Here is a 12,733-nt window from a genome sequence, read left to right as displayed (position 1 = left end):
TAATTGCATTTTCATTTTCTGATAATTTAGTGGGGATCATAAAAGAAAAGCCCCAGGCAATAAATGCTTGAGGCTCTCTCTTATTAGTACGAACAAATAAAGTTAGTTCTAGTTATCTTCCAAAAAGAGGTAATTAGAATTCACGCTTCTTAGCAGCAAGGCCAAGACCAAACATTGCAGAAACAGCGCCTAATGCAACAACAGCTGAGGCATTTTCGTTACCGGTTTGTGGCAATGCCTTGGAGTCGTTAGCAGTAGCAGCAGCGCTAGCACCCTTAACTGATGTCTTAACAGTAGCAAGTGATTGGTTAGCAACATGTGCATCGTAAGCAGCCTTAGTTACTTGCTTACCGTTTACATAGTAGTTACCGTTCTTTTCACCAGTGAAGTTAGAGGCAACATTATCCTTGTTAGTATTAGTGTTACCGTTATTGTTATCATTAGTGTTTTGACCAGGCTTGTCAGATGGTTGATCAGGAGTGCTTGGTTGGTCTGGATTAGTTGGTTGATCTGGGGTAACTGGAGTTTCACCCTTCATGGCAGCCAACTTAGCTTGAGCAGCGGCTAATTGGTTTTGGTAGGCCTTCAAAGTTTGAAGTGCTTCATCATAAGCAGCCTTGAGAGGGGCAACTTTTTCAGCTGAAGCAGCAGCATTCTTCATGTTAGTCTTTGCATCGTTAAACTTTTGAACGATTGCCTTGTCAGTGTTAATTTCGTTTACAAATTCTGCGTAACGAGCACTATCCTTAACTCCCTTAACTTGGTTAGTCCAGTAGTCAACTTGTTCTTGTTGTTGCTTTTGTGCCTTTTGAGCATTAGTAAGTGTAGTTTGAGCAGCAACTAATTGACCATTGAAAGTACCAACTAAGCCATTAGCATTATCAACTAATTGCTTGTTAAGAGTTGTAGGATTCTTAGCATAGTTAGCCTTAGCTTCTTCAAGAGTCTTGTTAGCTTCATCAAGCTTAGTTTGGAAGAACTTGACATTGTTTTCAAATGTTGGAAGTTCTGAGTTAGTATGATCAAGCCTAGTTTGTGCTTCCTTAGCCCATTCTTCAGCTTGGCTAAGCTTAGTACCATCAGCAGTTGGTAATGCCTTCATACCAGCTTCATCACGGGAAATTTGGGCAGCAGCGCTTGATGCAGCATCACTTAAGCTTTGGTAAACTGGATCATCAGTACCGTATGGTAAGTTGTTAGCCTTTCGAGCAGCAGTCCAAGCATCGTACTTGGCATTTGCAATATCACCAGCATCCTTAGTAGCTTGAACAGCATCCTTGTATGCTTGTTCAGCGTCTTGGGCAGCCTTCTTTAGTGCTGGAAGTTGATCCATGATTGCCTTTGCATCATTCAGAGAAATGCCGTTCTTTTCGTCATTAAGCATTGTATCAGCTGCTCTGACTTGCTTTCGAGCAGTTACAATTGCGTTTTGAACAGTTTGCATGTTGTTCCATGCAAGACGCTTTTGAGCATTCAAAGCTTTCATTTCATTGCTGTCAGACTTAAGGCCAGCCTTTTCTGCTGCAGCAACAGCATCAGAAGCTTGGTTCCAGGCATTAACAACAGAGTCACTTTGAGCTTGTGCTTCATCTAAGTTAGCTTGTGCTGTGCTCTTAGCATTCATTACCTTGTTGTAGTCTGATTGACCACTTTGGTTCCACCAAGCTGTAAGGTCAGCAGTATTAACACCACTTACAACAGCAGCTGAATCTGAAGCAGCATTAGCAGCCTTATGAGCAACAGCTTGTGCATGACGTGCGGCATAGTAGTCACTATTAGCAGCACTGTAAGCAGAAGCTGCAGAAGCAACAGCAGCTGAATTGGAGTTCAAGTTAGTTGCTGATTGAAGTGCATCACTAGCGGCATTAACAACATTTTGTTGTTGTGCAACATTAGCACTAGCAGAGTTAACAACAGCTTCTTGACTAGCAATTTCTGCTGAAGTAGCAGCAGATGAGTTAGCAGTAGTAGCTGCTTGTGAAGTAACAGCAGCTGAAGCTGGAGTAGCAGCATCAGCGTGAACAGCAGTAGCATTAGTGTTAGCTAATACTAAACCTGCCAAAGCGGCAGTAGTAGCAAGTCCAGCATAAACGATGCTCTTACCAGACTTGTACATCTTGTAATGTAAAGCATTATTACGGTTTTCCATAATAATAATCCTCCCTTTGAATAAATATTGGGAGGATTCATTGATATGTAGCTGTTTAGAGGTAATCCTAGGGGAGTAGCTCGATATTATTAAATACCGTTTAATCAAGCAACATAAGCTATTCTCTACAAAATTTATCAAAAATAATCCCCCTAAAGTCCCCCTGGGGGGATAAATTATGGATGTTTTTAGATCCCAATTAAATAAAGAGGATTCCCCTGACGATTGAGTAAGTTATCAAATTACTGCAAATACTTTTAGCAGTATTAAAGGGAAATAGTTAACCTATATACTAGCCCAGCGCTTAAATCAAGAAAGATTACGAAAATTAATAGCAACAAGCCCTTAGAGTTTAAGAGCCTTATTTTGCTTCAATCATAAAAGTTCTTACCGGTGATTCGGATACTTCAAGTTTTACTAACCTACAACTAACCGATTTCAGATTAGCACTCATTGCTCTATATAAAAGCCTAGTTAGATTTTCTAGTGTTGGTATAATATTTTGAAATGCTTCAAGCCCGTTTAAGTATTGATTATTGAGCTGATTAAGGATTTGATTGATATTATCCTCCATTATTTCAAATGCAATAATTTTTTTGCTTTTAATAAAGCAGTTAATTTCAAACGTATGAGGGTGAATTGATGAACTTTTACCATCTATAACTACCATATGAGTTGCATTAAGAAAAAAAGTTAATCTGTATGTTTCGTTTTCCATTTTATTCTGAAAATTCTCCTTAAATCTTTTCTAAACATTTTCTTTATTTCTTTCATTTCAGCGCTAAAGGATTCAACTTTCCAGGCGGCAGGTTCAGTCATTGAATTAATGATCCCAATAAACTGAATAGTGCTACACAACATGTAATATAACGGGAGGGTTACTAGTATATAAAACTTTGATACATAGTAATGACGTTCCTCCGGAAAAAAGCGTAAATAATATTGAATATCAATAAAATTTAGTAAACAAATAAAGACATAGAGCAGATACAAAATTACAAAAGATATCAGAATTAATTTAAGAGAATAACCAAACGGAATTAAAACAAGGAACGCTGCCATCCAGATAATCCGCAAAAATAAAATTGTATGATCCATAATTAAACGGCGAACGATAAAGTTCTTAAATATGTTCTTTAGACTCAATTGTTTTTTATTCATATAATAGTGAATTGCTTCTAGTTCACCACGTTGCCATCGTTGCCTTTGAGTATATAATTTACCTAAATTATCAAGTGGTTCAACATAGAAAATTGCCTCAGGACATAATGCAACTTTTCCCTTAAGTTGATAACGAATTTGAAAAGTCATATCAATATCTTCACCAACAGTTTGAATATTATACAGCTTTGTTTGAAGAAGTTTTTCTCGGCGAAAAGCTGAAAAAGCTCCTGACATTGTAAATAAGTGATTTTCTTGAGACTCAATTGCACGACCAGCTAAAAAAGACTGAGCATATTCAAAGTATTCATTTTCTCTTAGGAACTTTAATAATGGACTCCTAGTTTTCTTGATTGAGTCCTTTTGGGTGAGAATTGTGCCAGTCTGTGCATCAAGTTCAGGATCATTTTCAAATGCTCTAACAATATTCATTAATGCATCTTTTTGCAGTTGTCCATCACTATCTATGTGAATAATATATTCACCATTTGAACGATAGATTGCAGAATTCAATGCACGCGCTTTTCCTTTAGTAGTATCTATCCACTGCATAAATAACTGTTGAAATTCAAAATGGGCTCGACGATACTCACTAAAACTGCGATCAATACTTTGATTATTCGCCACAATAATACTAACTAGGTGATCTGGATAAGTTGAATCAGCAACCGAGCGAATACAGTTATAAATAGTATTCTCAGAATTGTATACTGGAATTATCAATGATATTCTAGGCAAATAATTTAGTCTCTTCAACTTTCCTAATTTTCTTCCTGCTATTCCTAACGTAATAAAACCATATAACGCTGGAAGAAATTCATAAATCAAAGGGAGTAGAAGCCAAGAGATCCAAAAGCCAAGTTCAACGATGATTCCAGATAAAAACACTTATTTCATTCTCCCTTCTCAAAGGTTCACATATTTTGTTATAACAAAATAACTGAAACAAAAAATAACTCTGTTGTACCTTAAAGTACTCTGAGTTATTTTATTGATTAATATTACTAATTATGAATGGTTATAGAAATAATAAACTCTAACGCTTTTTCTTTCCCCAATACTGGAAAAGATCAGTTCTTAATGCACCATTGTAGAGTTTACGTTTCTTGGTTGCTGGGGCACCGTAGTATTTTTCAAATTCCAAGTCTGCCGTTAGGATATACTTACTCCAGGTGGTCATTGGTCGGTAAATCTTTCCCATTTGGCGATAAAGCTCATGTACGGTTTCTTTATCACTTAGTCGTTCACCATAAGGAGGGTTGGCAACAATAACACCATTGATTTTATCGGTATGCCAATCCTTAACTGCTAACTGTTTGAAAGTGATGTCGTGGGTTAGCCCGGCTGCTCGACAGTTCTCTTGGGCAATATCAATCATATTTTGATCAATATCATAACCATGGATATCCAGTTCAACATCATAATCGGCCTTACTATCTGCCTCGTCACGAACATCATCGGCTAAGCCGTCTGGCACCAAATTGGTCCATTGTTCACAAACAAAGGAACGATTAATTCCTGGAGCAATGTTATGACCATATAGAGCTGCTTCGATTGGAATAGTTCCCGAACCACATACTGGATCGACAAATGGATTATCAGGGAACCAGTGGGCAAGCATTACCAGGGTAGCTGCCATATTTTCCTTTAATGGTGCACCACCCTTTGCTTTTCGATAGCCACGCTTAAATAGACTGTCACCAGTAGTATCAAGCGTTAGCATTACATGATCCTTATTAATAGCTACTTCTAGTGGGTAGAGAGCACCGGTTTCCGGAAGACGTGTTCGCCGGTGATAAACATCACTCAATCGACGAACAATTGCTTTCTTAACGATTGCTTGAACTGAGGGAACATTATGTAATTGTGAATGATGACTTTTACCCTCTACTGGGAATTGGGCATCAACAGGTAATAGGTTTTCCCAAGGTAAAGCTTCAGTTCGATCAAAAAGCTCTTCGAATGTTTTGGCTTCAAATTCACCAACAATAATTTTGACCCGGTCTGCTGTCCGTAACCAAATATTTGTATTTAAGACATCTTTAATTGTCCCGATGTAACGTACCCGACCATTTTCTACTCGAGTATCGTAACCGAGGTTTCGTAATTCTTTACCAACCAGTGCTTCAATTCCAGAAGCAGCAGTCGCTATTAGTTGATATTCTTGCAAAGTAAGAACTCCTTACGCTTCTTTAGTAATACTGTAATTTTACCATATATTAGACTATTTATTTTTTTATAAATCTAACTTATCTTTTTAAGAAAACTTTTAGTATTCTTTTTAATTCAACATGATAAACACAAAGAGTCAAAATAGTATATATAACAAGATAAATAATTAACGAAATCCAAATATTACTGATCTGTGTGGTTAATTCAAAAACTAGAATCATTCCTCCAAGATAGAAAGTGTTCTTTCTCCAATCAATTTTGTACTTTTGAATGAAATAAGTATTAGTAAAAACGTACCAACAAAAAAGAACAATTAAGGAGATGACTGCAATGACAATAGCACTTTTAGTCAAGTAATACCCAATTAAATTAAGGACAAGTGAGCCAATTAAAGTTACAATACCTTGAACAAGATAAACATTAGATTTCTTAATAACTTTGTAGTAATTAAAAACTAATATTGAGATACAACTAGAAACACCAACACCTGGAAGCAATAAACGGAAAAATATTAAAGATTCATCGTAATTTGGTAGATACCACTCAATAAAAAGTCGAACAGGATAATAAACAGTTAGAGAAGCATATATAAAAATGAACAAAATAGCTGTATTAAAGCTATATTGCCCCATTACGGTATTTTCACTTTGACGATTCAAAAAGGGAAAAATCACTGTTGATATTGGAACAATCACAGTAGAAATTATTGAAATCAGGCTATAAGCAAATGAATAAATACCAAATAAACGGTTATCAAAAAACATTGAAATAAGTTGGTTATCTATATTGAGAATAAATGTACCTATCTGATAAGAAATTGCAACAGGAATTCCTAACTTAAAGAGTTCAACTATAGACTTGTTCGTTACTGTTTCTCTTAGCAATTTTTTATTTATAGAAAGTGTCTTTTTTAATGAACTGTGTAAAACAATTAATAGAATTAGAAACACAACTAAAAAGAGAATCAAATAAACTACTGCTGGTAATGGAGATAGTAATTTAAGCTTAACGATTGAAAAACAGATTATAACAATCAAGCATGTCAAAAGTGATTGCAACATGTTTACCCGACTAATCAAATCAAATTTCAACATAGCCTGAGCCAAATATCGGTAATAGGTTACGATATTACTTAATAAGGTAAAAATACTAAGAAGTAAAAAGATTTGCCTATATTCGCCTTGTAAAAAGCAAGCACAGCAAATAAACATTACCACACTTACTACTATCTCCATTTTTATAAAGAATTTTGTTATATATTGTATTTTGAATTTGTCTATCTGAGTATCATCTTGTCCGCCATATTTAACTAACATCCCATCAGCTAAGCCAAAATACAACAACACAATATACGTTGCATAAAGCATAAAGAGCTTATAGTAACCATATTCATCAACACCCATTATTTTAGGTAAGACAAAGCCAACTAAAACACCACTTAGCAAAATAAAAATATTACTAAATATAACTGTGAACACACTTTTAATAAAATTGTTCTTCGTTTTCAATTTATTACCAACCTAACTCTATAGTGATCTAATGCCACCTAATAATTTGCGGACGAGTAAATACTTCATAAAAGACGACAACAATAAATACATAGAATAATAAGCGACAAATAATAAGCTGGGTTATTGTTTCACTCAGGTAGCGACTTAGATAAATAATTAATAGTAGTCTAAGGATAGTGGCTATAAATATCAAAATACAGCTATAAAAGCCAATAATAATTTTTTCTAAAACAGTATATATTGGAAAAAAGCATAGTAAACTTTCCAGTGAGATTATTTCAATAACTCCAGTATATTCATATGTAATCTTTACTTTAGAATCATAAAAGCTTACAAAATCACGGGACATACTAATTGAATATCCTTTGAAGAAGAAAGATAGAGATTTCATAGTATAAAGAACTGATTTTATCGAGCTTTGGATAAAAAAATCCTTAAAAGTTAAAATAATAAGGAACAACCCAATACTACCAACTATGAAGAAAAATGCGTTTAACTTTGTTCTCTTAAGAACATAAAGCAAATATAACCATAGTAAAATGACTATTCCAAACACTGTCATATTAATATTTCCCAACAAAAGTGAATAATTCATAGTATGAAGTACCAGCTCGAAGATTATCAACAAGACAAAATCCTGCATATAAACAAAGAATTATCATCATTATATAAATAGCAACCGTTTTTAACGATATAGACTCATTACTTCTTAATTCAGAACTAAACTCAGCTGGTAGAACAATGATTAAAGGCAAGATAATTGGTAATGATACCAACATACATCTCTCGAAAAGCAACTGATCAAAGAAAGCGCCACAGGCAAAGCAGAAGAAGATTATTATAAATTCTATATAACGACGGTCAATAAATTGTTGTTTTACCCATAAAGTGATTATTAGTAATAAACCAAATATTAGTAATCTTCCAATATCTCGAAACAAATTTGCTGTAGAAGAAATTAAAATAGTCGCATTTTTCCCTAGATATTGATTACTTTTAAGAATAATACTTGAAAAGAAAGGAATACCTGCTAATGGAATTAGTAGCATTATAATTGCCCTTTGGAAAAAACTTTGAAGAAGCATTAATCCGTCAATGATTCTTAATATCGTTTTATATCTCCAAAAAATGATCACCAATAAAAGCAATAGCCCTAATAACAAAGTATACGGATGAACCAAACTCAGAAGTATTATAATCAGCAGGAGAGAAATGGTTGACCACGAAAAAAAGACTCGTTCATTCTCTAAATATTTAAGAGCAAAATAAGCAAACACTGTTCCAACCATATTATTTCTAATTCCGCTCACCGCAATGCTGTATGCGAAAATACAGCAAAAGATAATAAATCCAAAGCAATAATACGATATTGACAATTTATTTTTATCAACTACTAATTGGATAATCTTTAATGCAAAGAAGTAGTCAATAAAACAAACCACTGATAATAGAACTATGTCTGGAAAATAAGACATCCCCAGCATAACCAGTGCCATAACTGGGGTTGCACTAAAAGACATTACACTATTAATAGAATTACTAGTATCAGTAGGATTAGTGTTGATAACTCGCCACGCTTCAGTCAATCCATGGTTAATCCGTGCCGTTCTAATAGCATCTAATGATGAAAAATACTGTAAAGCATCTACTTTACTATCAAGTTTGGGAATAATAAGAAAAGAAAACACCATGAATAGCATGGCTACGATAAACACTTTCACACTTAGACTTGATCTAACACAAAGAAAGATAGCTAAAGATATTAAAATAGTTAGTAAATAACCGACCGCGAACATTTACTTTTCTCTCTTTCTTTGAATATTATGTGCAGGAATACCGACTAGTACACTATTAGGTTGACATGACTTAGTAACTACTGCATTAGCACCAATTTTAGTCTTACTGGCAATTGTTATCCCGCCAATAATTCTTGCGCCCATTCCTACTTCAACGTTATCACCGATAATTGGACAATCATCAGAAGTCCCTTTATTACCAATGGTAGTTTCCCCACGAATTAAAAAATCTTTACCAATTACTGACGCGGTGTTAATTACAATTCCATAGGGATGAAATATTCTAAACCCAGGTCCAATTTTCGTTGATCCAGGAATATCACAATTCAGAAATAATTTTAAAAAAATCAAATCAAATAATCTGTAAATTAAATAAAGGATTTGTCTGATTATCGGAATGTGCACATGAAAGTACGTAAAATTACCAAAACGATATATAAAAATTACTAATTTAGGCAGTAATCCTGGATTCTTCTTGATTTCATTCAAAAAAGTCATTAATTTTTCCTACCTTAATTCGCGAATATATATTTCTTTCATCAAACGATCAACATTACTCTTATCAAATTTCATTAAGCTTCCTTCACTGGCATTTGTAATAGGTCTATTTTTTATAACCTGCTTTATAGCATTAGAGACCTCATCGGTATCTAACGGATTTTTAATTAGGATTCCATTATTAGGTTCAGAAACATAGTCCTTAATACCGGTATTTGCCGTGCCGATTGTATAAAGACCTAATGCTACTCCATCCAATCCTCCCATCCCTAGTCCTTCACGTCTTGAAATAAAGGCATTTAAATCAGCTGCTAAATACAAATCACGAATATCTTTCCTAAATCCTAATAATCGAACTTGGTTATCAAGTTTTAGTGACTTTATCATATCTAGTAAATTATGCTTTTCAGGTCCAATTCCGGCAATGATATATTTGATTTTGGGATTCTTTAGTTTTGCAATTGCTTTAATTACAGTTGAGTGATTTTTCCTTTTAGTAAGTTCTCCAACTGATAAAATTAAAAAATCATCTTTAGCTATACGTAATTTTGTTCTTTTATCATTACGAATATGTTCTCTTTCTTTAGTCGGCAGATTAATTGACTTTTTAATATCTGCGCCAATGCCAGGAATATGATAAATATTCTTTACTGGAAGATGTTTTGCAACTTTATAGTCATCAGAATTTATTACGATTAATGCATCAGTCCAGTAGGCATAGAACCATTCAATTGGATAGAACAAAAGCCAGTCTTTTAAACGACCACCATGAAAAAATTGAAATCCATGAGAAGTATACATACATTTAATTCTCATTTTGTGAGCTGCACGTCGTGTAATAATACTGCTTAACGGAGCATGGGTATGAACTGCTTTAATTTTATATTCTTTTATAATGTGACAAAGCTGTTTTTTTAACTGATAATTTTTAATTGGATTACCAATACCTCTTGGAAATAGCACATTAAAGTATTTAACATCTAACTTTTGAAGCTCTTCTTTGAACTTATTGGCTTCCTCAGAGGAAATTGTTCCAGGTTGTGAAAAATTAGCAGCAACATAAACTTTATATCCTAGAGACTGGAGTATTTTAATATTCCTTATATTAAAAAGTTTAATCATTGATGCAGTATTTGCGACCATTAATACATTATTTGAACCCATAAAATTCACCACCTTTTATCTTGTCTCGTCCTTTATATCTTTTCGTTTCAAAACTTTACTAAAAGTTTTGAAAAATATTTTTAGATCAATCATGAAACTAATATTGTTAAAATATTGTTCATCATATTTAACCTTTGCATCATCACTAAGCAAATCTCTTCCGTTTATTTGAGCAAGTCCCGTAATTCCTGGTTTTAAATGATCGATTCCAATTTCGTGTCTTAAGTTATTTACATGATTCTCCGAGTCAATAAGTGGTCATGGACCAATAAGACTCATTTGACCTAAGAAAACATTAATTAGTTGAGGGAGTTCATCAATACTTGTCTTTCTTAACCACTTTCCCGGTACTGTAATGTAATCTTTTGCGTTTGATAGTTCAGCGGTAGACTTTTCATGCGGTGCATTAATTGACATCGTACGAAATTTATAAATTTTAAACTTTGCAGAATTTTGTCCAATTCGAATTTGAGTAAAAAAGATTGGGCCAGGTGATGTGAGCTTTATAATTAGTGAACTAACAATAAACAATGGCAAAAATATGATAAGCAAAAGAAAACTTAAAATAATGTCCAAAATTCTTTTTATATATTTCGGATATATTCCTAAATCCACTTTGTTCTGTTGAGTTATCATTTTTTTGTTTCTACCTCAATCTTCACCAGATTTAACTAACTCGCGAATTAAAACAACTACAAAACTCAAAATAAAACCTACAATGGCACCAACTATGGTAAATAACTTAATATTGGGGAATGATGGTTGAAGAGGAACATAGGCGTGTGAAACTACAGTAATGTTATTAACACGCATATATTTTTTTATTTCATTTTTAAAAACATTAGTAATCACATCCGCCATAATTGCGGATTCTTTTGCATGGGGTGCCTTAACATTAATCGTAAACATTTGAGAATTTTGTGTATTTGTGACATCAACCGATTTTTTTAGTTTTTTAATTGAAACATTGAAAGTTTCATTAGATTTATATTTGGTTGCCATTAAATCTGGATTAGCAAGTTGACTCTTAACTTTTCTTAAGAGACTTTGACTAGTTATTAAATCTTTGTAGGTATTGATCATTTGTATATCAGCTTGTTGATTATCAAAAGTTTGTGATGAACTTTTATTACTTTGTTGATTAACTAATATCTCAGTGGTTGCTAAGTATTGAGGAGTCACAGCATACTTTGCAAGTGTAAATCCCAATCCTCCAATTAACGCTGCCCAAAGAATAAAAATCCAGAATTTCTTGAAACATATATCAATAAACTGTTGAAAACTCATACCGGTATTCTTACGATGATCATATTGACGTCTTGTATCCACAGTAATTTCCTCACTTATTTTGTAATTTAGAAAGATTTGTAAAAAAGTTTTTATTATTTTTGGTTATCTTTTTGCGATTAGAAAGTTTAAAAATAAAACTGTCTTTTACTAATTGGCTTGCTATTTCATCATTAAATTGTTTATTTAAAATCGGAAGAAGGTTAAACATTTGGGGATCAAAATTTTGATACTTTCTGGTTATAGTCTGAAAGTCACTTAGGTCTTTTTCCCATGCATAATTAAGAGCATAATCAATTAGAAAGAAATCTAACTGGTAACTATACTTATTCCAATACGCTTCAAAGAATTTATTCATAAAAACAAACAATAGGTTTCGGCTAGGACCGCCAATACAAAATCCAGTCCATCTTCCTTTAGCGATGTTAAAGTTTTTATTCTTTGGGTAGCCACTACAAGTGAATAAGTTACTTATATCAGTGGTCTCAAGTGATTTAGTAACATAAACTGTTGCGTCAAGCCAAAGGCCACCATATTCTTCAAGAAGCTTAAATCGGACAATATCAGAGAAATGGGTTAATGAAATTGCTCCTTCACTTAGCTTCCTTTTTATTTGATCTGAAATTTTAATGTAATTATTGATATTACTTTTAGTAATTAACTGAACTCGATATCTTCCTGAATTACTTAAAATTGATTGGTAACACTTTGAAACTAATTCAGGCATCGATTCCCTTCCTTGCCACCAAAAGAACCAAATAATTTCTGATTTTTTACTATCAGTTCTCTTAGAAGATTGAATTTTAGTCTGTTGATATGCTTCTTCAAATATTGGCAACAGCTCTTTATTAATTTTGTTATGACGATAATTATTAAATTTTCTGCTTTCCTCATCAAAGAATGGAAGTCTATATAGAACTTTTGCAAGAAGAAATGACAAATTTTCCATCTACTTAATACGCCCCCCCGATCTTGGAAACGTTTGAGGATCTCTT

Annotated in this window: 11 protein-coding genes and 1 pseudogene; all 12 read right to left on the bottom strand. The window is 33.4% G+C overall.

Going from position 1 to position 12,733, the window contains the following annotated elements; genetic code table 11:
* Window positions 1–133: 133 nt before the first annotated feature.
* The 12 genes and pseudogenes from HUK45_RS00600 to HUK45_RS00545 all read right to left on the bottom strand — a co-directional run bounded on the left by HUK45_RS00600 (window position 134) and on the right by HUK45_RS00545 (window position 12,687).
* Window positions 134–2,149 carry an LPXTG cell wall anchor domain-containing protein gene (locus HUK45_RS00600; protein WP_191910670.1) on the bottom strand — a complete coding sequence of 672 codons (2,016 nt, stop codon included), beginning with the start codon at window positions 2,147–2,149 and terminating at the stop codon, window positions 134–136.
* Between the two features lie 361 nt (window positions 2,150–2,510).
* Window positions 2,511–2,867, bottom strand: a complete 357-nt coding sequence (locus tag HUK45_RS00595; RefSeq protein ID WP_102169321.1) for a 6-carboxytetrahydropterin synthase — start codon at window positions 2,865–2,867, stop codon at window positions 2,511–2,513.
* Window positions 2,843–4,198 (bottom strand): TIGR03111 family XrtG-associated glycosyltransferase, encoded by a 1,356-nt coding sequence (locus HUK45_RS00590; RefSeq protein ID WP_191910618.1) that lies wholly within the window; start codon window positions 4,196–4,198, stop codon window positions 2,843–2,845. The genes HUK45_RS00595 and HUK45_RS00590 overlap by 25 nt, the downstream gene beginning before the upstream one ends.
* 148 nt (window positions 4,199–4,346) lie before the next feature.
* On the bottom strand, window positions 4,347–5,480 hold the full coding sequence (locus tag HUK45_RS00585; RefSeq protein WP_191910617.1) for a THUMP domain-containing class I SAM-dependent RNA methyltransferase: 1,134 nt from the start codon (window positions 5,478–5,480) through the stop codon (window positions 4,347–4,349).
* A gap of 79 nt (window positions 5,481–5,559) precedes the next feature.
* Window positions 5,560–6,990 (bottom strand): lipopolysaccharide biosynthesis protein, encoded by a 1,431-nt coding sequence (locus tag HUK45_RS00580; RefSeq protein WP_102169318.1) that lies wholly within the window; start codon window positions 6,988–6,990, stop codon window positions 5,560–5,562.
* Between the two features lie 28 nt (window positions 6,991–7,018).
* A complete protein-coding gene (gene xrtG / locus HUK45_RS09780) occupies window positions 7,019–7,555 on the bottom strand; it encodes an exosortase family protein XrtG (protein ID WP_102169317.1) in 537 nt (178 codons plus the stop codon).
* A 1-nt stretch (window position 7,556) separates the two neighbouring features.
* Window positions 7,557–8,789 (bottom strand): hypothetical protein, encoded by a 1,233-nt coding sequence (locus HUK45_RS00570; RefSeq protein ID WP_191910616.1) that lies wholly within the window; start codon window positions 8,787–8,789, stop codon window positions 7,557–7,559.
* Complete coding sequence (locus tag HUK45_RS00565; protein ID WP_191910615.1) at window positions 8,790–9,287, bottom strand: serine acetyltransferase; 498 nt, start codon at window positions 9,285–9,287, stop codon at window positions 8,790–8,792.
* A 9-nt stretch (window positions 9,288–9,296) separates the two neighbouring features.
* Window positions 9,297–10,451 carry a glycosyltransferase gene (locus HUK45_RS00560; RefSeq protein ID WP_191910614.1) on the bottom strand — a complete coding sequence of 385 codons (1,155 nt, stop codon included), beginning with the start codon at window positions 10,449–10,451 and terminating at the stop codon, window positions 9,297–9,299.
* A gap of 15 nt (window positions 10,452–10,466) precedes the next feature.
* A pseudogene (locus HUK45_RS09475) lies at window positions 10,467–11,087 on the bottom strand (sugar transferase).
* Between the two features lie 15 nt (window positions 11,088–11,102).
* Entirely contained in the window at window positions 11,103–11,780 is a 678-nt protein-coding gene (locus HUK45_RS00550) for a YveK family protein (protein ID WP_191910613.1), read from the bottom strand.
* A 10-nt stretch (window positions 11,781–11,790) separates the two neighbouring features.
* Complete coding sequence (locus tag HUK45_RS00545; protein ID WP_191910612.1) at window positions 11,791–12,687, bottom strand: capsular polysaccharide synthesis protein; 897 nt, start codon at window positions 12,685–12,687, stop codon at window positions 11,791–11,793.
* Between the last annotated feature and the right edge of the window lie 46 nt (window positions 12,688–12,733).

Origin of the sequence: Limosilactobacillus urinaemulieris, assembly GCF_014838745.1 — a bacterium.
Taxonomy (GTDB): domain Bacteria; phylum Bacillota; class Bacilli; order Lactobacillales; family Lactobacillaceae; genus Limosilactobacillus; species Limosilactobacillus urinaemulieris.
This window is presented reverse-complemented; position numbering and strand designations above follow the sequence as displayed.

What these genes read in the sequence shown, in the direction of transcription:
- HUK45_RS00570 (WP_191910616.1), bottom strand. Translation starts at nt 8,789, where the DNA reads ATGTTCGCGGTCGGTTATTTACTAACTATTTTAATATCTTTAGCTATC.
- HUK45_RS00545 (WP_191910612.1), bottom strand. Translation starts at nt 12,687, where the DNA reads ATGGAAAATTTGTCATTTCTTCTTGCAAAAGTTCTATATAGACTTCCA.
- HUK45_RS00600 (WP_191910670.1), bottom strand. Translation starts at nt 2,149, where the DNA reads ATGGAAAACCGTAATAATGCTTTACATTACAAGATGTACAAGTCTGGT.
- HUK45_RS00565 (WP_191910615.1), bottom strand. Translation starts at nt 9,287, where the DNA reads ATGACTTTTTTGAATGAAATCAAGAAGAATCCAGGATTACTGCCTAAA.
- xrtG (WP_102169317.1), bottom strand. Translation starts at nt 7,555, where the DNA reads ATGACAGTGTTTGGAATAGTCATTTTACTATGGTTATATTTGCTTTAT.
- HUK45_RS00595 (WP_102169321.1), bottom strand. Translation starts at nt 2,867, where the DNA reads ATGGAAAACGAAACATACAGATTAACTTTTTTTCTTAATGCAACTCAT.
- HUK45_RS00560 (WP_191910614.1), bottom strand. Translation starts at nt 10,451, where the DNA reads ATGGGTTCAAATAATGTATTAATGGTCGCAAATACTGCATCAATGATT.